The 19,306-nt window shown below is 65.6% G+C and carries 19 protein-coding genes; 14 read left to right on the top strand and 5 right to left on the bottom strand.

Features of this window, described 5'->3' with window-relative positions; genetic code table 11:
* Positions 1–84: 84 nt before the first annotated feature.
* Both U1E20_RS14190 and U1E20_RS14185 read left to right on the top strand, forming a co-directional pair.
* Entirely contained in the window at positions 85–1,182 is a 1,098-nt protein-coding gene (locus U1E20_RS14190) for a Ppx/GppA phosphatase family protein (RefSeq protein ID WP_409981272.1), read from the top strand.
* A 124-nt stretch (positions 1,183–1,306) separates the two neighbouring features.
* Positions 1,307–1,813 carry an RNA pyrophosphohydrolase gene (locus U1E20_RS14185; protein WP_409981271.1) on the top strand — a complete coding sequence of 169 codons (507 nt, stop codon included), beginning with the start codon at positions 1,307–1,309 and terminating at the stop codon, positions 1,811–1,813.
* Here U1E20_RS14185 and U1E20_RS14180 read toward each other — a convergent pair.
* Positions 1,810–3,156 (bottom strand): RsmB/NOP family class I SAM-dependent RNA methyltransferase, encoded by a 1,347-nt coding sequence (locus tag U1E20_RS14180; RefSeq protein ID WP_409981270.1) that lies wholly within the window; start codon positions 3,154–3,156, stop codon positions 1,810–1,812. The two genes, U1E20_RS14185 and U1E20_RS14180, sit on opposite strands and share 4 nt — an antisense overlap.
* Positions 3,157–3,343: 187 nt before the next feature.
* Between U1E20_RS14180 and U1E20_RS14175 the strand changes: the two genes are divergently transcribed.
* Both U1E20_RS14175 and U1E20_RS14170 read left to right on the top strand, forming a co-directional pair.
* On the top strand, positions 3,344–3,529 hold the full coding sequence (locus U1E20_RS14175; protein WP_409981269.1) for a DUF1674 domain-containing protein: 186 nt from the start codon (positions 3,344–3,346) through the stop codon (positions 3,527–3,529).
* A gap of 34 nt (positions 3,530–3,563) precedes the next feature.
* Positions 3,564–4,373, top strand: coding sequence for a cyclase family protein (locus tag U1E20_RS14170; protein ID WP_409981268.1), 810 nt, complete (start codon positions 3,564–3,566; stop codon positions 4,371–4,373).
* A 7-nt stretch (positions 4,374–4,380) separates the two neighbouring features.
* Here U1E20_RS14170 and U1E20_RS14165 read toward each other — a convergent pair whose 3' ends face one another.
* Positions 4,381–5,178: a dienelactone hydrolase family protein gene (locus tag U1E20_RS14165; protein ID WP_409981267.1), complete on the bottom strand. Its 798-nt coding sequence runs from the start codon at positions 5,176–5,178 to the stop codon at positions 4,381–4,383.
* A gap of 249 nt (positions 5,179–5,427) precedes the next feature.
* On the opposite strand from U1E20_RS14165, the gene U1E20_RS14160 reads away from it, so the two are divergent.
* The 9 genes from U1E20_RS14160 to U1E20_RS14120 all read left to right on the top strand — a co-directional run bounded on the left by U1E20_RS14160 (position 5,428) and on the right by U1E20_RS14120 (position 15,098).
* Positions 5,428–7,362 (top strand): potassium transporter Kup, encoded by a 1,935-nt coding sequence (locus U1E20_RS14160; RefSeq protein ID WP_409981266.1) that lies wholly within the window; start codon positions 5,428–5,430, stop codon positions 7,360–7,362.
* A gap of 144 nt (positions 7,363–7,506) precedes the next feature.
* Complete coding sequence (trpA, locus tag U1E20_RS14155) at positions 7,507–8,376, top strand: tryptophan synthase subunit alpha (protein ID WP_409981265.1); 870 nt, start codon at positions 7,507–7,509, stop codon at positions 8,374–8,376.
* On the top strand, positions 8,373–9,239 hold the full coding sequence (gene accD / locus U1E20_RS14150) for an acetyl-CoA carboxylase, carboxyltransferase subunit beta (RefSeq protein WP_409981264.1): 867 nt from the start codon (positions 8,373–8,375) through the stop codon (positions 9,237–9,239). The genes trpA and accD overlap by 4 nt, the downstream gene beginning before the upstream one ends.
* A 21-nt stretch (positions 9,240–9,260) precedes the next feature.
* Positions 9,261–10,577, top strand: coding sequence for a bifunctional folylpolyglutamate synthase/dihydrofolate synthase (locus U1E20_RS14145; RefSeq protein ID WP_409981263.1), 1,317 nt, complete (start codon positions 9,261–9,263; stop codon positions 10,575–10,577).
* A gap of 193 nt (positions 10,578–10,770) precedes the next feature.
* Complete coding sequence (locus U1E20_RS14140; RefSeq protein ID WP_409981262.1) at positions 10,771–11,916, top strand: (5-formylfuran-3-yl)methyl phosphate synthase; 1,146 nt, start codon at positions 10,771–10,773, stop codon at positions 11,914–11,916.
* The gene (locus U1E20_RS14135) at positions 11,903–12,541 is read left to right on the top strand and encodes a uridylate kinase (protein ID WP_409981261.1); all 639 of its coding nucleotides are present in this window, start codon (positions 11,903–11,905) and stop codon (positions 12,539–12,541) included. Before U1E20_RS14140 ends, U1E20_RS14135 begins: the two co-directional genes overlap by 14 nt.
* Entirely contained in the window at positions 12,541–13,098 is a 558-nt protein-coding gene (locus tag U1E20_RS14130; RefSeq protein ID WP_409981260.1) for a flavoprotein, read from the top strand. Before U1E20_RS14135 ends, U1E20_RS14130 begins: the two co-directional genes overlap by 1 nt.
* Positions 13,099–13,111: 13 nt before the next feature.
* Positions 13,112–14,533, top strand: a complete 1,422-nt coding sequence (locus U1E20_RS14125; protein ID WP_409981259.1) for a DUF6513 domain-containing protein — start codon at positions 13,112–13,114, stop codon at positions 14,531–14,533.
* Positions 14,517–15,098: a DUF447 domain-containing protein gene (locus U1E20_RS14120; RefSeq protein WP_409981258.1), complete on the top strand. Its 582-nt coding sequence runs from the start codon at positions 14,517–14,519 to the stop codon at positions 15,096–15,098. The genes U1E20_RS14125 and U1E20_RS14120 overlap by 17 nt, the downstream gene beginning before the upstream one ends.
* A 26-nt stretch (positions 15,099–15,124) precedes the next feature.
* On the opposite strand, the gene U1E20_RS14115 is transcribed toward U1E20_RS14120, so the two are convergent.
* From U1E20_RS14115 to U1E20_RS14105, 3 genes are all read right to left on the bottom strand, one after another.
* The gene (locus U1E20_RS14115) at positions 15,125–16,156 is read right to left on the bottom strand and encodes a hydantoinase/oxoprolinase family protein (RefSeq protein ID WP_409981257.1); all 1,032 of its coding nucleotides are present in this window, start codon (positions 16,154–16,156) and stop codon (positions 15,125–15,127) included.
* A gap of 66 nt (positions 16,157–16,222) precedes the next feature.
* A complete protein-coding gene (gene fae / locus U1E20_RS14110; protein ID WP_409980476.1) occupies positions 16,223–16,732 on the bottom strand; it encodes a formaldehyde-activating enzyme in 510 nt (169 codons plus the stop codon).
* A 168-nt stretch (positions 16,733–16,900) separates the two neighbouring features.
* A complete protein-coding gene (locus tag U1E20_RS14105; protein ID WP_409981256.1) occupies positions 16,901–17,791 on the bottom strand; it encodes an NAD(P)-dependent methylenetetrahydromethanopterin dehydrogenase in 891 nt (296 codons plus the stop codon).
* 422 nt (positions 17,792–18,213) lie between these two features.
* Between U1E20_RS14105 and U1E20_RS14100 the strand changes: the two genes are divergently transcribed.
* The gene (locus tag U1E20_RS14100; protein ID WP_409981255.1) at positions 18,214–19,278 is read left to right on the top strand and encodes a helix-turn-helix transcriptional regulator; all 1,065 of its coding nucleotides are present in this window, start codon (positions 18,214–18,216) and stop codon (positions 19,276–19,278) included.
* Positions 19,279–19,306: the final 28 nt, after the last annotated feature.

The following is a 19,306-nucleotide window of genomic DNA, read 5'->3' as shown; positions in this document are numbered from 1 at the left end:
CGGCGTTTCGATCATCGTCGCTTCGCTTTCGGCGATGCGGCGCGGAGCGAGTGGGAGCGAGACGAGACGGAGCGGCATCGCGGAATGGATCGAGTGAGGGAAACCGGCCCACCCTCGACGGCGTCGGCGCAGGCTGCGCGCGAGCTCCAGATCGGCGTCGGCGTCGCGCCCGAAGCGTTCCGCGCGCGCGAGACTTACGCCGCGCTCGACCTTGGCACCAACAACTGCCGGCTCCTGATCGCCAGGCCCGAGCGCCGGCCGCGCCGGCGCGGCAATGACTGTCTGCGCATCATCGACGCCTTTTCGCGCATTGTGCGGCTGGGAGAGGGGCTCGGCAAGGCGGGCCGGATCAGCGAAGCGGCGATCGAGCGCACCATCGCGGCGCTCGACATCTGCCGCGAAAAGATGGAGGCGCGCGGCGTCACCCGGTCGCGGCTGGTCGCCACCCAGGCCTGCCGCAGCGCGGCGAACGGCGACGAATTCATCGAACGCGTGCGCGAACGCACCGGGCTGCGCCTCGACATCATCGACCGCGAAACCGAGGCGCGCTTCGCCGCCCGCGGCTGCGGCGCGCTCGCCGATCCCGCCGCAGAAAGCGTGTTGCTGTTCGATATCGGCGGCGGCTCCACCGAACTGGTTTGGCTCGCCCGCGAGCGTCGCAACGATAATGGCGCTTACGCCTTTCGCGCCTGGACGTCGCTCGAACTCGGCGTGGTGACGCTCGCCGAGCATTTTGGCGGCCGCAGCGTTTCGACCGAGATATTCGCGGCGATGGCGCAGCAGGCGCGCGAGAGTCTCACGCCCTTCGCGCAGCGGATGGCGAATGAGCGTCGATGCCCGCGCTTCCATCTTCTCGGCACGTCGGGCACCGTCACCACCCTGGCCGGCGTTCATCTCGGGCTTGAACGGTATAACCGCTGGCGCGTCGACGGCCTGTGGATGAGCGACGACGACGCGAGCCGGGCGATCATGCGGCTGAGGGCGATGAATTTCGAAGAGCGCGTCGCCAATGGCTGCATCGGACCGCAGCGGGCCGATCTCGTGCTCGCCGGCTGCGCGATTTTCGAAGCGATTCGCGGGCTTTTCCCGGCGCCGCGGACCCGCATCGCCGACCGGGGATTGCGGGAAGGCATGCTGCTCGAACTGATGGAAGCCGACGGGGCGCTGACGCGCGGCGCCTGACGGCTCGACGATTGACGCCAAAGATCAGAAAGATAGGTTGCGGCGAATTCCGACGGCCGGGGGAGCGGATGACCGACGCAATGACCGAAGCGCGCCAAACTGGCGCCTGCCGCGAGACGGGGCGATGAGCGGACGTGGCCTATATCGTCCCTGCGTCGGCGTGCTGCTGCTCAATGCGCAGGGCCTCGCCTTCATCGGTCGGCGGCGCGCCAAGGGCGCCCATGACCAGACCCGCCCGCCCTATCTCTGGCAGATGCCGCAGGGCGGCATCGACGAGGGCGAAACGCCTTATGAGGCGGCGCTGCGCGAACTCTATGAAGAGACCAACGTCTCGAGCGCGGCGCTGCTCGCCGAAGCGCCGGACTGGCTCCGCTATGACCTCCCAAAGGGCTCCAACAACCGCTGGAGCGGCAAATATGTCGGGCAGACCCAGCGCTGGTTCGCGCTGCGCTTCACCGGCGAGGAAAGCGAGATCGACATTCACGCGCCGGGCGGCGGGGCGCATAAGCCGGAATTCGACGATTGGCGCTGGGAAGAACTGTCGGCGCTGCCGGAGCTGATCGTGCCGTTCAAGCGCGGCGTTTATGAGCAAGTGGTGAAGGAATTCGCGCCGCTCGTCGAGACGCGTTAAGCCGACCGCAGCAGCCGCGCCGCGAAGAAGCCGTCGATGCCGGCAAGGCGCGGATTTTCGTTCGGCCAGTAGTGCGGCAGCGTCCGCAGATCGCCGTCGCGGTTGATGAATTCGGCAGGCGCGCCTTCGCCTGGTTCGATCGGCGTACGGCGGAAATCCGGATTGCGGCGCAGGAAGGCGGCGATCTGCTGCTCGCCTTCTTCAGGCTCCAGGGAGCAGGTGCAATAGACGATGCGCCCGCCGGCGCGGGTCAGCAGCGCGGCGCGGTTGAGCAACTTGGTCTGCAGGGCCGCGAGCGTTTCGATGTCGCCCGGCTTCTTGGTCCAGGGAACGTCGGGATGGCGCCGGATGGTTCCGGTCGCCGAACAGGGCGCGTCGATCAGAATGGCGTCGAAAGGCTGCGCCTGATAGGCGGCGGCGTCGCCGACCGCGACTTCGGCGTGCAGGCGCAGCCGCGCGAGATTGGCGGTCAGCAGTTTGAGCCGCTCCGCCGAACGGTCGAGCGCGACGACATGAGCGCTGGCGAGCGCCAGCTGCGCCGTCTTGCCGCCCGGCGCGGCGCACATGTCGAGCAGGCGCTCGTCGTGCCGGGGCGCGAGCAGCCGAACCGGCAGGGCGGCGGCGGCGTCCTGCACCCACCATTCGCCTTCCTCATAGCCTGGAAGATCAGTGATCGGCGCATGGGTGCGCAGCCGCACCGAGCCTGTCGGCAGCGCGACGCCATCAAGCCGCCGCGCCCATTCCTGCGGATCGTCCTTCACAGAAATGTCGAGCGGCGGCTCAAGCATATGCATGGCGGCGATCGCGCGCGCCGTTTCCTCGCCGTAATGCTTGCGCCAGCGCAGCATCAGCCATGCCGGCGCGTCGTGCTCGCCGCTGGCGGCGATGTCGAGGAATTCCTCGCGGCGTCGCGCGAGATTGCGCAGCACGCCATTGACAAGGCCGCTGAACGCGGCGGTCTTCGGCTCAAGACGCACGGCGCGCACGGCGAGATCGACGGCGGCGTGATCGGCGGCGTCGAGAAACAGGATTTGCGCGGCGGCGGCGATGAGCGAAAATTCGAGACGCGCCGCCTGTCGCGGCAGCCCTTTTTCGAGGAGTTCGCCGAGCGCGTAGCGGATGACGCCCAACCGTCGCAGCGCCACGGTGACGATCGAGCGCGTCAGCGCCACGTCGCGCGCATCGAGTCCGGAAAGACGGCAAGGAACCGCATTGGCGGCGAAACATTCGTCGAGTCGGTGTCCGCCCTGCACGATGTCGCCAATGATATTGGCCGCTGCAAGTCGCGCCGGCAGCCCGGGAATCTTCGCGGCTTCCGCTTCCCGCACCGCCTCGGCGGGCACGAAGCCCTGCCGCGACCCCTGTCGCGAACCTTGACGCGCAGGCGCGCGCGCCGATTTGGTCCGAGTGGAAAATGATCTACTGTCGCTGTCCGCCAAACGGCCTCTCCCTTGGCGAATCATAGCACAATCGGAGCGCGGCGGGCGACGAATGCAGGGAGAAGAGGCCGTGTCCAAGGCGGAAGTCCCAATGAAATTGAACGAGCGCCGCGCGGAGCTGTCGCCGGCGGCGCAGCGCGCCTTAGCGGAAGCGGAAGCGCGGCGTCGCGAGGCTGCGCGACGTCCGGCGCCGCCCGATGAGGTCGGCGGTCGCGGCGGCCCCGACCCCGCGCGCTACGGCGACTGGGAAGTTAACGGAATCGCGAGCGATTTTTAATTTCGCGCGGCCGCGCCTTCTGGAGACGATCGATATGCGCACACCATGGATACGCTCTAGGCTGCTCCTTTGTCTGATCTTCCTTGTCGCGCGATTCGAACCGGCGCAGGCGCAAAGCCTCGATCTTGCGTCGAGCAAGGTCGTCGACCTCAGCCACGCCTTTAACGCCGAAACCATCTATTGGCCGACCTCGCCGTCTGGTTTCGAGCTTAAGGTTCTGCACAAGGGGCCGACCAAGGCAGGCTTCTTCTATTACGCCAACGCCTTTTGTTCGCCGGAGCATGGCGGGACGCATCTCGACGCGCCGATGCATTTCGCTGAAGGCCGCTGGACCAACTCCGATATTCCCGCCGAACGCTTCGTCGGACCGGCGATCGTCATCGATGTTGCAGCCAAGGCCGAGGCGAATCCGGACTATCTGTTGACGGTCGAAGACATTTCGGCGTTTGAGGCGGCGAATGGCCGCATCCCGGACAAAGCCATCGTATTGCTGCGCACCGGCTGGAGCTCGCGCTGGCCGGACAAGAAGGCGTATCTCGGCGACGACGCGCCGGGCGACGCGACCCATCTCCATTTCCCCTCTTTCGGCCCGGAAGCGGCCGCCTGGCTGGCGAAGGAACGTCATCCGAATTTCATCGGCGTCGACACGGCGAGCGTCGACAACGGCCCGTCGCAGGATTTTCTGGTGCATCGAATCATCGGCGCCGCGAATATCGGCGGTCTCGAAAATCTTACCAACCTCGACCAACTGCCGCCCAAGGGCGCGATCGTCATCGCCCTGCCGATGAAGATCGAAAAGGGCTCGGGCGGCCCCGCGCGGATCATCGCGCTCGTTCCGCGCTGAGCGGCGATCACCCTAAGCCCTTCGCGCGTAAAAAGGCGAGCGCCCGCGCCCAGGCGTCGTTAGCGACGCCTGCTCGATAAGACTCGCGATAGTCGGCGAAGAAGGCGTGCGGGGCGTCGTCATAGACGATGATCTCGGCGGGCGCCTGGGCGTGCTTGAGACGCTCGCGCATCGACTCGATCAGTTCGACGGGGATGCTCGGATCGGCGCCGCCGTAGAGCCCCAGCGTCGGCGTTTTCAGCTCAGCGGCGACGTCGATCGGCCAGCGCGGCTGTTCGGCAGTATGCGGCCCGTCGAGCCGGCCATACCAGGGAACAGCGGCGCAAAGGCGCGGATTATGGACCGCATAGAGCCAGGCGATGCGCCCGCCCCAGCAAAATCCCGTGATCGCCGCGCGGCCCGCGTCGCCGCCCCTGCCGGCGGCGCAGGCGAGCGCCTGATCGAAAATCGCCATCGTCTCGGCGTCGGGGACCCTGGCGACGATGGCGCGAATCGCCTCAATGTCCTGAGCCTTCTGCGGGTCGCCGTAGCGGATAAGGAAGTCGGGCGCGATGGCGACAAAGCCGAGCTTGGCGAAGCGCCTCACGATGTCGCGAATATGTTCGTGAAGCCCGAAAATTTCCTGCGCGACGAGTATGATCGGAAAATCCGCGTCGTTCTGCGGGCGGGCGAAATAGGCGGGCGCGCCATTCGGCAGCTCGATCATGCCCGCTTCCAGCCCCTGCGCGTCCGTGACGATGGCGCTCGGCGCGGGCGCGCCCGCCGCCTGGGCGAACCGGCCGGGATCGGTCGAAGATGAGGACATGAGGCCTCCAGAGAAGTTGACGCTGAAATTAGCTATATAAGCGACGCGCGTCGTCCAGCGGCTCGCGCCGCCAGGCTGCGTCGCCCCCGCGACTTCTCATCTCGCGCGAAACCGCGTATATCGCCGCACCGTATCGACGGCCCGCGCCGAAGGAGACGAACCCTTGCTCCCATTCGCGCCCGGTCCGAGCGAGCGCCCGCCTGCAGCTTTGGTAAAAGCCGCGGCGGGTCCCAGCAAAGGAAACGTCCCATGACGCAGCGATCCGACGCCGGCCCTGCCTCCGGCGGCGATGGGACGCAGGTTCACGCGCATCACGGCTCCGAGGCGGCGCGCGGCGGACTCGTCGGGCTCGTCATCGGCTCGATCGGGGTCGTCTATGGCGACATCGGCACGAGCCCGCTCTATGCGCTGCGCGAGTCGCTCGCTCATCAGGTCGAGTATGACGCGCTGACCGAAGAGTCGGTTCTCGGCGCAATCTCGCTTCTGATATTCGCGCTCATTTTCACGGTGACGATCAAATATGTCATCTTCGTCATGCGCGCCGACAACCGCGGCGAAGGCGGCATCCTCTCGCTCATGGCCTTGGCGCAAACCGCCATGGGCCGTCGCACGAGAGTCGCCTTCGTGCTCGGCGTCGGGGGCGCGGCGCTCTTCGCCGGCGAAGCGATCATCACGCCGGCGATTTCGGTGATGTCGGCCATCGAAGGCCTCGAACTCGTCACGCACCGTTTCAATGAATTCGTTCTGCCGATCACGATCTTCATCCTGGTCACGCTGTTTTGGGCGCAAAGTCACGGCACGGCGCGTGTGGCGGCCTTGTTCGGGCCGATCATGATCGTCTTTTTTCTCACCATCGGCGTCCTGGGCGCGATGCATATTCCCGAAGCGCCGCAGGTGCTGCGCAGTTTCGATCCGCGCCAGGGCATTACCTTTCTCGTGACTCACGGCTGGCTCGGCTTCGTTGTCCTCGGTTCGGTGTTTCTTGCCGTTACCGGCGTCGAGGCGCTCTACGCCGATATGGGCCATTTCGGCCGCGGGCCGATCAGGACCGCCTGGCTCGGCTTCGTGCTGCCCGCGCTGCTGCTCAATTACCTCGGCCAGGGAGCGCTCGTCCTGTCGCGCCCCGAAGCGGTCGGCAATCCGTTTTTCCTCCTCGCGCCGGACTGGGCGCTGCTGCCGCTCGTGATCCTGTCGACGCTGGCGACGACGATCGCCGCGCAGGCGGTCATCACCGGGGCGTTCTCGCTGGCGCGGCAAGCCATTCAGCTCGGCCTCATTCCGCGCCTCGAGGTCACGCATACGTCAGCCTCGCAGGAAGGCCAGATCTACATCGGCCGCATCAACCGGCTGCTGCTCATAGGCGTGCTGCTGCTCGTCGTCGCCTTCAAGAGTTCGTCGGCGCTGGCTTCGGCCTATGGCATCGCGGTCACCGGCACGATGGTGCTGTCGACATCGCTCCTGTTCATCGTCGCCTGGCGCAAATGGGGCTGGCCGTTGTTCGTGTCGATTATCTTCGCCGCCTCTTTTCTCGTCGTCGAATTCGCCTTTCTCACCGCCAATCTGATGAAGGTCAAAGACGGCGGCTGGGTGCCGCTGGCGCTTGGCGGCTGCGTCATGATCATCATGTGGACATGGATGCGCGGCACGCATCTTCTCGCCGAGAAAACCCATCGCGACTCCATCCCGATGATGGACCTCATCGCGATGCTGCAAAAATCGAAGCCGACGCGCGTGCCCGGCACCGCTGTCTTTCTGACCAGCGATCCGGACGTCGCGCCCGCCGCGCTGATGCATAATCTCAAGCACAACAAGGTGCTGCATGAGCGGGTGCTGGTGATCTGCGTGAGGACCGAGGACCGGCCGCGCGTCGCGCCGCAAAACCGCTTCGAAATCCAAAAGCTTCCCGACGATTTCTACCGGGCGACGCTGCACTATGGCTTCATGGAAAGTCCCCGCGTTCCGGCCGCGCTCGCCGCCATGCGCAAGGCCGGCTTCAAATATGACATCATGACCACGAGCTTCTTCTTGGGCCGGCGCTCGATCAAGGAGAGCCCCTCCTCGGAAATGCCCGTCTGGCAGGACAAGCTCTATGTCGCGCTCACCCGCCAGGCCGCCAACGCCACCGACTTCTTCTCGATCCCCTCCGACCGCGTCGTCGAACTGGGCGCGCAGGTGACGATCTAGCGCGCGCGAAAACAGTGGACGGGACAACGCCCAGGCACTAAGCAACGGCGGCCTCTATGGCGCGCGGGGGCCAAAATCCGCTCCCGGCCGGATAAAGAGGCGTCGTAAAGAATTGCGCCGCGTGACGAAGGACGTCTGTCGCTAATGCCCACCCGCATCGATGATCGTTTCGCCGCCCTCAAGAAGGACGGGCGCGCCGCCTTGGTGACCTTCGTGATGGCGGGCGACCCTGATCTCGCGACGTCGCTTGAGATTTTAAAGGGGCTCCCCGCCGCCGGCGCCGATGTGATCGAAGTCGGCATGCCCTTCACCGATCCGATGGCGGACGGGCCGGCGATCCAGGCGGCGGGCCTGCGGGCGCTCAAGGCCGGGACCACGCTCAAGAAGACCTTGGAGCTCGTGGCCGACTTTCGCGCCGGCGACGACGCCACCCCCATCGTGCTGATGGGCTACTATAATCCGATCTATGTTTACGGCGTCGCCGACTTCCTGCGTGACGCTCAGGACGTCGGCGTCGACGGCCTCATCGTCGTCGACCTGCCGCCCGAGGAAGACGCCGAACTCTGCATTCCCGCCCGCGGCGCCGGGCTGAATTTCATCCGCCTCGCCACCCCCACGACCGACGACAGACGGCTCCCCAAGGTCCTCGAAAACACGAGCGGCTTCGTCTATTATGTGTCGCTGACCGGCATCACCGGCGCGGCGCTTGCGGACTATGCCGGCGTCAGTCAGGCGGTCGCGCGCATCAAGCGACATACGGCGTTGCCGATCGCCGTCGGCTTTGGCGTCAAGAATGCGGAAAACGCCGCCGAGATCGCCCGCAACGCCGATGGCGTCGTCGTCGGCACGGCGCTGGTTGAAGCGCTCAAGTCTTCGCTCGATGCAAACGGCCATGCCGGCCCGTCGAGCGTGAGCGCGGTGACCGGGCTGGTCGCGTCGATTTCGCAAGGCGTGCGCGGCGCCCGTCCGCAACGCGGCGGCATGATGGGCTGGCTGACGAGGCTCGTGTCATGAATTGGTATTCGAACGTCGTCCCGCCGAAGATCAAGGCGCTGATCAAGCGCGAAGCGCCTGAAAATCTCTGGGTGAAATGTCCCGAAAGCGGTCAGCTCGTCTTTCATAAGGACATTGAGGCGAACCTCTATGTCGTGCCCGGGTCGGGCTATCACATGCGCTGCCCGATCGGGACCAGGCTCGCCAATCTGTTCGACGGCGGCGAATGCGAATTGCTCGCGACGCCGGAGGCGCCGCTCGATCCGCTCAAGTTTCGCGACATCAAGCGCTATGTCGACAAGCTGAAGGAATATCGGGTCAAGACCGGCATGGCCGATGCGGTGGTTCTCGCCTTTGGCAGTCTTGAAGGCGCGCCGGTCACCGTCGCCGTTCAGGATTTCGAATTCCTCGGCGGCTCGCTCGGCATGGCGGCGGGCGAGGCGATCGTCGCCGGCTGCGAACATGCGCTCGCCAAGGGCACGCCCTTCATCATCTTCACGGCGTCGGGCGGCGCGCGCATGCAGGAGGGGATGTTCTCGCTCATGCAGATGCCGCGCACCACCATCGCCGTGCAGCGCCTGCGCGAAGCGCGCCTGCCCTATATCGTGGTGCTGACCAATCCGACGACGGGCGGCGTGACCGCGTCCTACGCGATGCTCGGCGACGTGCAGATCGCCGAGCCCGGCGCAATCATCGGCTTCGCCGGCGCGCGAGTCATCGAGCAGACGATCCGCGAGAAGCTTCCCGAAGGATTCCAGCGCGCCGAATATTTGCGCGACCACGGCATGGTCGACATGGTGGTGCCGCGTCAGGAGATGCGCGAAACGCTCGCGCGCCTGTGCGGTCTCCTCACCAAGTCGCCGCCGCGCCGCGCCGCCGCCTGACGATTCGAGGACGCGGCCGCAATGGATCAGCACGACGCGATCCTGTCGCGACTGCTCACGCTCCACCCGAAGAAAATCGATCTGTCGCTCGGGCGCACGGAGCGGCTGCTCGCCGCGCTCGGACGCCCCGACCTCAGACTGCCGCCGATTATTCACGTCGCCGGCACCAATGGCAAAGGGTCGACGATCGCCTTTCTGCGCGCGATGCTCGAAGCCGCCGGCAAGCGGGTGCATGTCTATACCTCCCCTCACCTGCTTCGCTTCAATGAGCGCATCCGGCTTGGCGCGGCGGGCGGCGGCAAGCTTGTCGACGACGCGCGCCTGAACGCGGCGCTGGAACGCTGCGAACAGGCAAACGCCGGGCAGCCGATCACCTTTTTCGAAATCACCACGGCGGCGGCCTTTTCGCTTTTCGCCGATGCGCCGGCCGACTGGCTGCTGCTCGAAACCGGACTCGGCGGGCGCTATGACGCGACCAATGTCGTCGCTCAGCCAAAGGCCGCCATCATCACCTCGATCTCCCTCGATCACCTCGAATTTCTCGGCGATACCGTCGAAAAGATCGCGCATGAGAAGGCCGGCATTCTCAAGAAGGGCGCGCCGGCGATCATCGGCTTTCAGTCGGAGCCCGTCGCCAAGACGCTGGAGCGGGAGGCGCGGCGCGTCGGCGCGCCGGCCTTTATCGCCGGCCGGGACTTTCACATTTCCAATGAGAACGGCCGCCTCGTCTACGAGGATGAGCGCGGTCTCCTCGATCTGCCGCTGCCGCGCCTCGCCGGGCGCCACCAGCATGAGAACGCCGCCGGCGCCATCGCGGCGATGCGCGCCGTCGCGCCGGACATTCCAGCGGCGGCGATCGAGGCCGGGCTGACGCGCGCCGAATGGCCGGCGCGGCTGCAGCGGCTGACGCGCGGCCACATTGTCGATCTGGCGCCGGCGGGCGCGGAAGTCTGGCTCGACGGCGGCCATAATGAAGACGGCGGCCGAGTCCTGGCCGAGGCGATGGCCGAGTTTCACGACAAGTCGCCGCGTCCGCTGGCGCTGATCTGCGGCGCCCAGACGACCAAGGACATTCGCGCGCTCTTACGACATTTCGTCGGCCTCGCGCGCGAAGTCGTCGCCGTGCCGGTCGAGGGCGAACACAAGAGCTGGCCGCCGCATGAAGTGGCGCGCCTCGCCATGGCGGAAGGCATTGCGGGCGCCTCGGCGGGCGGCGTCGAGGAAGCGTTAACGCTGCTCTCAACGCGCAGCTTCGATGCGCCGCCGCGCGTGCTGATCGCCGGCTCGCTCTATCTCGCCGCCTCGGTGCTGGCGGCCAACGGCTCGCTGGTGGAATAGGCGGTTGTTTACGTTTGCGCCAAATGCCCCAAGCCCCTCGCCTTACCTCACCCCGCAAGCGGGGAGAAGTGAGATGAGGGGCCTGCCTGGGGTTATCGAGCAACCGTCGGGCTCGCAACGCGACGCCGCGCCTTGACTGGACTATAAGAGACAAGTCCGCAGGGCTGTTTTTCCCAACCGGAGCCATGAGCTTATGACCCTGATGCTGGCGAGCGTTCTCTCCCGCGAGGAGGCGGAAATCGCCCTCGCGCGCGGCGCCGACATCATCGACTGCAAGGCGCCTTCGCGCGGCGCGCTCGGCGCTTTGCCGCTGGATGCGATCGCCGAGATCGTCAGCTTCGTCGACGGGCGCCGGCCGGTCAGCGCCGTGGTCGAGCTTCCCCATGACGTCGCGCATGCGCGGCGTGACTTTGAAGAAGTCGTCGCCGCGGGCGTCGACTATGTGAAATTCGCTCTGCCGGCGACGCCAGACGCCGTCGAGATTATCGACGCGCTGGCGCCGCTGACCGAAAGAACGCGTCTCGTCGCCGTGCTCTTCGCCGATCTCGGGCCCGAATTCGACATTCTCGAACCGCTGGCCGGCGCCGGCTTTTACGGCGCGATGCTGGATACGGCGCATAAGGGCAAGGGCCGGCTGATCGATTACATGAGCGTCGGCGCGCTGTCCGATTTCGTCGCCGGCTGCCGCAATCTCGGTCTCGCCTCCGGACTGGCCGGCGCCTTGGAGCCGCCCGACGTGCCGCGTCTGCTCGTCACCGGCGTGGATGTGCTCGGCTTTCGCGGCGCGCTCTGTCGTCACGGCGAGCGCCGCGCCGCCATCGACGCCAGCGCCACGACGCTGATCCGCGATCTGATCCCTTCAGCGCGCGATGCGCATGCCGCCTTTCACGCCGAATGGGCCTTCCTCGGGCGCGGCTATATCGAACCGCCGGGCGCGAACGACACCGATTGCGTCTTCCTCAAGGATTACGTCGCGCCGGTCGAAATCGGCGCTTACGCCCATGAACACGGCCATACCCAGCGCGTGCGCTTCAACGTCGAAGCCGAAGTGGCGCGCGTCAACGGCTCCGACGACATGCGCTCGATCTTTTCCTATGACGTGATCATGGACGCGATCAAAATGATTCTCGCCGGCGGCCATATCGAACTCGTCGAAACCATCGCCGAGCGACTCGCCGAAAGCGTGCTGTTGCATGAGCGCGTGCGATCGGTGACCGTGCAGGTCGAAAAGCTCGATGTCGCGCCGGGCGCCGTCGGCGTGAGGATCAGGCGCGCCCGCGCCCATGAGGAAGCGCGTCGCCTGCAGCCGGCACCGCTGCGAATCGATGCCGTCAAATAGCGCGCCGCTCGTCGTCAAATTCGGCGGCAGCCTGCATGCGTCGCCGGCGCTCGCGGAGTGGCTTGCGGCGCTGAGACGCTACCCCGGGCGGCTGACGATCGTTCCCGGCGGCGGACCTTTTGCCGATTCGGTCCGCGCCGCGCAGCCGGTCATGCGCTATGACGACAAAACCGCGCACGCCATGGCGGTTCTCGCGATGGAGCAATACGCTTTGGCGCTGGCGAGCCGCGAACCCGCGCTGGCGCTCGTCGCCTCGCGTGAAGCGATCGAAGCGGCGCATGCGCAAGGGCGCGTCGCCCTTTGGCGCGCAAGCGCCATGGTCGCCAACGCCGAAGACATTTCGCCCGCTTGGGACGTGACCTCCGACAGTCTCGCCGCCTGGCTGGCAAAAAGAATCGGCGCCCGAGCATTGCTTCTGATCAAGAGCGTCGATGTCGGCGATGGCGCGCCACTAAACGAGATCGTGCGGAAAGGCGTTGTCGATTCCGCGCTTCCGGATTATCTCGACGGGACGCCGCTGTTCATCGCCGGCCCCTCGTCTCTCCCGCACGCCGCGGCGCTTCTCGCCGAGGGCGTAACGCCGGGCGCAGCCATCGCAACTTTTCCAACGCGGAAGTCCGCCTAATGACCAAAAAGAAAGTCGTCACGCCGCGCTGGGGTTGGGCGCTCACCGGATCGGGCCATTTCTTTACTGAATGCCTCGACATGATCCGCGCGCTCGATCAGGTCGATCTCTTCGTCAGCAAGGCGGCGGCTGAAGTCGTGCGCATGTATAAGCATGATCTGGCGCTGCCGGCGAATGTGCGCATCTTCAAGGACACGACGGCAAGCGCCGCGCCGGTCGGCAATTTCTACTACAATTTCTACCACACGCTGGTGCTGGCGCCCGCGACCTCGAACACTGTGGCGAAATGCGTCGTCGGCATTTCCGACAATCTCGCCACGAATGTGTTCGCGCAGGCCGGCAAATGCCGGGTGCCGACCATCGTCTTCGCCTGCGACACCGCGCCCGAACTTGAAACCCGCGCGCCGAAGGGCATGGTGATGGTCTATCCGCGTCGCATCGATCTGCAGAACACCGACGCGCTAAAATCTTTTGAGGCGACGCAGGTCGTCGAGAGCCTCGCGGCGCTGCAGGAGGCGGTGGAGCGCCGCCGCCGAGAAGTCGAGCCGCAACCTTAAACGAAAGCTCCGCATGAGCGAGCGCCTGCTGTTCCTGACCGGCCACCTCGCCTTGCCGCGACTGGAGCGCATGGTCGCGAGCTTCGGCGACGCGGCGCGGGACTGGCGCATTCACGATATCGGCGTGAAGGTCGCGGCGCTGATGACGCTGGAAATCATCCAGCGGCGCCTGCCGCGGCCCGTGCAGGCCGAACGCGTGATATTGCCCGGCCGCTGTCGCGCCGATCTTTCCGTGCTGACGGAGGATTTCGGCGTCGCCTTCGAACGCGGGCCCGAAGAGATCGCCGATCTTCCCGCCTATCTCGGCCGCGGCGGCGCGGCGCCGGATCTGTCGCGCTACGACATGCGAATTTTTGCCGAGATCGTCGATGCGTCGAAGATGAGCGTGGCGGATGTCGTGATCAAAGCGCGCGAACTCGTCGCCGACGGCGCCGATGTGATCGATCTTGGCTGTCTGCCCGACACGCCTTTCGCTCATCTCGAGGAAACCATCGCGGCGCTAAAGGCCGGAGGTTTTAGGGTGAGCGTCGACTCGGCCGATGTCGCCGAGCTTGAGCGCGCCGCCAAGGCCGGCGTCGATCACCTCTTGAGTCTCGATGAAGAAACGCTGTCGATCCTGCCGGTCGGATCGCCCATCGTTCCGGTGCTGACGCCTCGGCCGCATGGCGATCTCGATTCGCTGCAGCGCGCCGCCCGGCGCGCGCGCGATCGAGGAATCGACGCCATTCTCGATCCGATTCTCGATCCGATTCACTTCGGCTTTGCTGCATCGGTCGCACGCTATGTCGAGCTTCGCGCCCGCGAGCCCGACGCCGAGATCATGATGGGCACCGGCAATCTCACCGAGCTGACCGACGCCGATTCAGCCGGCGTGACCGCGGCAATGCTCGGAATCTGTTCCGAACTCGACATCCGCCACCTGCTCACCGTGCAGGTTTCGCCCCATACAAGGCGCACGCTCCAGGAGCATGACGCGGCGCGGCGGCTGATGTTTGCGGCGCGCGCCGATCGCGCTTTGCCGAAAGGCTATAGCGACGCGCTGCTGCAGATACACGACCGCAAGCCCTATGCCGCGACGCCCGAAGAGATCGCCGAGCTTGCGCGCGAATTGCGCGATAGTAATTTCCGCATAGAGACGACTCAGGACGGCGTGCATATCTATGCGAAAGGCTTCCACCATGTCGCCGCCGACGCGATGGCGCTGTTTCCGCATCTTGCCGTCGAACATGACGGCGCCCACGCCTTTTACCTTGGCGCCGAATTGATGAAGGCCGAGCTCGCCTACAGGCTCGGCAAACGTTATCGTCAGGACGAGCCGCTCGACTTCGGCGTCGCGACCGACATTAACGAAGAGGATGCGACCCGATTTAAAGAAATGGGTCACACGATGCGCAAAGCGGGCGAAGGACCTGCGAAAGATGCCTCTGATACATGAATGCGTCGTCACGACGCTGTCGCCGGAAGGGCGACCCCATATCGCGCCGCTTGGATTGATCGAGGAAGAGGGATACTGGATCGCCGCGCCGTTTCGTCCCTCGTCGACCCTGTTCAATCTTACGCATCATCCGAAACTGACGGCGAGCTTCACCGACGACGCCCGGATTTTCGCTGGACTCGTCGTGGGGCGCCGCAACTGGCCGCTGACCGACATTGACGGTTGGCCGACGCCGCGCCTGTCCGCCGCGCTGGCGCACGCCGAACTCGTGGTCGCGCGCGTCGAGGAGCACGAATTGCGCCCGCGCTTTTTCTGCCGGGCGCGGCGGATCGAAACGCATCGCGCATATCTTGGCATGAATCGGGCCCGCGCCGCGGTGCTTGAAGCAGCGATTCTGGCGACGCGCCTCAACATGCTGCCGCGCGAAAAAATCGAGAGCGAACTCGCTTATCTACAGATCGCCGTCGACAAAACCGCCGGCGAGGCCGAGCGCGAAGCCTGGGACATGGTGAAGGCGAAAATCGACGCGCATCTGAACGAAGCGAAACTCGGCGCGGCGCAATAGCGCTTAGCAACCTGCTTCTAACGCCTTCATTCGGCGAGCAACGCCAGCGCCGAAGCCGGCGCGCAATTGGCGGCCTTTTCGGCCAATGCCGGCGGCGCGGCGATCAACTCGGCGAAATCGATGAAGGCGCAGCCTCGCGCCTGCGCCAGACGCGCCGCAAGTTTGCGGCCGACGCCGGCGCCGACGATCGGCGCGTCCCACATCATCGCCTCACGCGATTCGAGTAACGCGATCTGATCTTCAATGGCGCGCAATTGCGCGCGCGCGAGATATTGCGCGAAAGCGCGCGATTGCGCGTCAGTGAGGTCCGCGGCGTCGCATCCGGCGAGACGCGCGAGACGCGCCCGAGAAGCAGCGACGGTCTTGGGTCGGCCGTCCGTCGTCGGCGAAAGATCGGCGTCGGTTTCGCCTTCAGGGAGTTCGCCGAGGACGCGCCGCACGTCGGCCATCGACGCGAAGCCTTCATTGACGAGCGGCGTCCATTGTCCGGCGACCGGGGCGTGCGTCGCGTAAGCCTGAGGCGCGCCGCGCGAAAAGCCTGCATAGGCGAGTTCACCGCGAGCCAGTCGCTCGGCGTCGCTCGCGCCCACGGCCGCGACGCGGCTGGCGCAGATCGGCGTGAGGTCCGCCGTCGTCGATCCGATGTCGATGAACAGCGCATCGGCGTGGTGGCGCGCGACGAGTTCGGCGGCGGCGCGCCAATTGGCGGAAGCGATCGCATCGACATTCGCGCCAATTTCGTCGCGCGCGACATAGCCGCGTTCGCCCGCATAAAAAAGAATATCGCCGACGCCGATTTCGCGCGCGGCGATCGCGGCGACCACGACGACTCCGCGCGCCCGGCTCTCAAATGCATCGGAGAGTTCCGCGGTCATCGTCACCCGGTGACGTTCGGCGTCGCCGAGCGTCGCGTGCGCGTCGCGCAGCGCCTGCTCCAGACTCGCGACGCTCTCATGCGGGGCGCAGGCGAGCTGGACGATCCGCGTCAAACGCCCGTCGTCGGCGCGCGCGGCCTTCACATGCGCGCCGCCGATATCCCAGCCGATGACCGCCGCCACGCGCTTCTCCCAAAAGAAAAGGGGAGCCGCGCGGCTCCCCTTCAAACTCGAAGATGTCGCGCGGTCTCAGTTCGGCGCGAAGGGGTGCTTGGCTTCGTTGCGCTTGGCGACGACTTCCGTGGCCTTCGGCTCGCCCTTGACGGCGCGCGCGATCGCTTCCTTCGTCGCCGTGTAGTTGAAGTCCTGGATCTTCTTGTCGTCCGAAGCGTCCCAGTGAATGAACACGCCGACCGAAATGAAAATGTCGTCGGCTTCGTCAACCGGGATCACGCCCTCGGCCACCGAATCCGCAACCGCCTTGGCGACGCCATGCTGCGCCGGGCCAAACATCTGCACCGCCTGCTTGGCGCCCTTGATCGTCACCTTGTTGAACAGGATCGTGTTGGGCTTGCACAGAAGGTTCGGCGCGACGACCGCGAGCAGCGTCGTGAAGCCGTCCTTGTTGTTGACCAGCGCATTGGCGAAAGCGAGCTCGGCCGCCGAACCGCGCGGACCCATGATCAGGTCGATATGCGCCACTTCGTTGCCGTCGCCGACCAGCGACTCGCCGACCAGCATCTTGTTGATTACTGCCATATTTTTTCTCCCAAAATCCTAGCGCCTGAAGCGCCTTGCGCACGTCGCGCGCGAGGGGCGCGCGGCGATGAGAAAGCGCCGCAAGCTGCCGCTCGCGGCGCGGACTCAACCATTTTTGCGCCTGCTTGCCAAGGCGCGCGAAGGCGTCCCCCGGCGCGCCCGCGCGCGTCAGACGAGTTCGCGGGCCAGCGCGAAAGCGTGACGGAAGTCGAGACAGAGCGGCTCGTCCGACGACGCCATCTTTTTGAAGAGGCCGGATTCAGCGCCATATTTGACGTTGCCGATCGCCAAAGCGCCGATGCCGAGCGCGCCGTGGGGCGAGATGATGGCTCCATTGTCGTGCAGGCCGCATCCTTCGACGCCGAGCGGCGGCACGGCGTTGACGTCGGCGGCGATCAACAGATCCTTGGCGGCGGCGAGATCGTCCTTCGAAATCACCTGGACTCCGGCGCGCGCCGCGCAAAGCGCGATTTCATGCTGGCAAAGCAGCGCGCGCACCTGTTCGGGAGCGGAGCCGTCGGCGGGCGCAACCTTGATGTTGAAGCGCTTGCACATTTCGTCGGCGAGTTTGGCGACGCGCTCAAGCCCGCTGTAGCCGACGATGGTGACCTCGGCGCCTTCAAGCGCCGAAATGACCGCGGCGGAATAGCCGACGACGCCGGTCGCGCCATAGATCACGACCTTCGAGCCCTTGAGTTCTCGCTGCTTCTTCTCGCGCAAAATCTTTTCGACGCAGGCGACCATCGCGCCGGCGGTGGTGAAGGAGCCATAGGGGTCGGCGAACAGCGACACTTCGAAGGGCTTGAGCAGCGCTTTCTTCGCCGCGTCCATCATGTCGAGCGCGAGCACCGCGTCTCGGCCGGCGAAGAAAATGCCGGTGCGCAGCGCCGCCGACGGCGCCCGCGAGAACATCGCATCCTGCACCAGCGCGGTGACTTCGTCGAGCGTGACATTGGTGTAGGGAATCGCCGCGTCATAGCCGGCGTCGAGGGCCATGTTTACGTCGAAGGGGCTCATATGCTTCAACGTGCTGAGCATGTGCAAAATCGCTTTGGCCATTGAATTTCCCCAACCTTTCCCTCGATTTGCGCTTCTTACGCGGCCATCGGGCGACGCCGCCCGGCCGGAACGGTCTCCAGCCCGTTCATGAATGCGGTGAAGACGTGAGAAGCGGGGGCGCCTCTCACCTAAAGCAGCGATGAGGCTTAGAACTCAGAATGGCGCCCATGTCCAGAAAGGATTGCGGCGCTGCACAGCATTAATCGTCGCAGCGTCAGGGGACGCGCGGCCGAGTTGTGGCATTTCGATGGCGATGGCCATGAATTCATGGCAGATTGGGCGGCGAAGGGCGAGTTGGCGTCCGCTCGAAGCAACAGCATTGAGGGCGTGCGGACACCATCGATTTTCGCCTCGTTTTCGGGTCTATGCACGGGGACGACATCGAATTGGAACTAATTGATAAGATTTATGAATGTTCGTTCGTGCCTGAGCTCTGGCCTAGTATCCTCGACACGCTCGCGGAATTGATCGAGGCGCGCGGCGGATCACTCTTTGTCGGCAAGGACGCTTCGACCTTTTGGGCCGCGTCCGAAATCAACCGGGATCGGACAGAGCGCTGCGTTCGCGAAAACTGGCTTGCGCGCGGCACTTTCGCGGCGCGTCTGTTTGGCGCGCGCCATCCGGGGTTCATCACCGAGGACGACGCCTTCACCCCGGAGGAGCTTGAGGCCGAGCCGCTATACCGAGACTTTCTCCGCCCGGGCGGCATTGGCTGGGGCGCCGCGACGGTGCTGCCCATGGCGACCGGCGAAAAGGTGATTCTGGCCGTTAACCGCCTCTATGAACGGGGGCCGGTGGAGCGGCATTTTGTCGACCGGCTGGACGCGCTGCGTCCGCATCTGGCGCGCGCCATTCTGATGTCCGCGCGGCTTCAGCTCGAACGCGCCCGCGCCGCCAGCGAAACCCTCGAGATGCTCGGCCTGCCCGCCGTCGTGCTCAACGAACGCGGAAAGGCGCTCGCGGCGAACGATCTGATGAAAAACGTCGCCCGTTTCGTCAATTGGCTGGCGCGGGATCAGATCGCCCTGACGGACAAGGCCGCCGATCAGATGCTGCGGTCCGCTCTCGACGCGATCGACGTCGCGACGGCGGCTGGCGTGAGATCGTTCCCCGTGCGGGACCCGGGCGGGGAAGGCGCTTTGGTCGCCCATTTGGTGCCGATACGTCTCACTGCGCGAGACATTTTCGTGCGTTGCGCCGCGGCGCTGGTCTTAACGCCACTGGCCGCGCCGTCGGCGCCGCCGGTCGAGCTTATTCAATCGCTTTTCGATCTCACCCCGGCGGAAGCGCGGGTCGCCCGCAATCTCGTCTCCGGCCAGTCGGTCGACCATATCGCGGAAGCGTCAGGCGTATCGCAGAACACGATCCGCACCCATGTGCGCTGCGTTCTGCAAAAAACTGGCTGCAATCGGCAGTCGGAAGTCGTGGCGCTGCTCTCGGGCGTTTCGCTGGTCCGTTCGCCCGGCGCGATCCCGGACATGAGTTGATGGGCTCACCAACATTGGGGATGCGTTT

Source organism: Methylocystis sp., assembly GCF_046349115.1.
Lineage (GTDB): Bacteria > Pseudomonadota > Alphaproteobacteria > Rhizobiales > Beijerinckiaceae > Methylocystis.
Note: the sequence above shows the minus strand (reverse complement) of the source record. Positions and strands in the feature narration are given on the sequence as shown.

Excerpts from the sequence above, each read along its gene's own strand:
- U1E20_RS14190 (WP_409981272.1), top strand. The coding sequence starts at position 85 with ATGGATCGAGTGAGGGAAACCGGCCCACCCTCGACGGCGTCGGCGCAG.
- U1E20_RS14185 (WP_409981271.1), top strand. The coding sequence starts at position 1,307 with ATGAGCGGACGTGGCCTATATCGTCCCTGCGTCGGCGTGCTGCTGCTC.
- U1E20_RS14175 (WP_409981269.1), top strand. The coding sequence starts at position 3,344 with ATGAAATTGAACGAGCGCCGCGCGGAGCTGTCGCCGGCGGCGCAGCGC.
- U1E20_RS14170 (WP_409981268.1), top strand. The coding sequence starts at position 3,564 with ATGCGCACACCATGGATACGCTCTAGGCTGCTCCTTTGTCTGATCTTC.
- U1E20_RS14165 (WP_409981267.1), bottom strand. The coding sequence starts at position 5,178 with ATGTCCTCATCTTCGACCGATCCCGGCCGGTTCGCCCAGGCGGCGGGC.
- U1E20_RS14160 (WP_409981266.1), top strand. The coding sequence starts at position 5,428 with ATGACGCAGCGATCCGACGCCGGCCCTGCCTCCGGCGGCGATGGGACG.
- trpA (WP_409981265.1), top strand. The coding sequence starts at position 7,507 with ATGCCCACCCGCATCGATGATCGTTTCGCCGCCCTCAAGAAGGACGGG.
- accD (WP_409981264.1), top strand. The coding sequence starts at position 8,373 with ATGAATTGGTATTCGAACGTCGTCCCGCCGAAGATCAAGGCGCTGATC.
- U1E20_RS14145 (WP_409981263.1), top strand. The coding sequence starts at position 9,261 with ATGGATCAGCACGACGCGATCCTGTCGCGACTGCTCACGCTCCACCCG.
- U1E20_RS14140 (WP_409981262.1), top strand. The coding sequence starts at position 10,771 with ATGACCCTGATGCTGGCGAGCGTTCTCTCCCGCGAGGAGGCGGAAATC.
- U1E20_RS14135 (WP_409981261.1), top strand. The coding sequence starts at position 11,903 with ATGCCGTCAAATAGCGCGCCGCTCGTCGTCAAATTCGGCGGCAGCCTG.
- U1E20_RS14130 (WP_409981260.1), top strand. The coding sequence starts at position 12,541 with ATGACCAAAAAGAAAGTCGTCACGCCGCGCTGGGGTTGGGCGCTCACC.
- U1E20_RS14125 (WP_409981259.1), top strand. The coding sequence starts at position 13,112 with ATGAGCGAGCGCCTGCTGTTCCTGACCGGCCACCTCGCCTTGCCGCGA.
- U1E20_RS14120 (WP_409981258.1), top strand. The coding sequence starts at position 14,517 with ATGCCTCTGATACATGAATGCGTCGTCACGACGCTGTCGCCGGAAGGG.
- fae (WP_409980476.1), bottom strand. The coding sequence starts at position 16,732 with ATGGCAGTAATCAACAAGATGCTGGTCGGCGAGTCGCTGGTCGGCGAC.
- U1E20_RS14105 (WP_409981256.1), bottom strand. The coding sequence starts at position 17,791 with ATGGCCAAAGCGATTTTGCACATGCTCAGCACGTTGAAGCATATGAGC.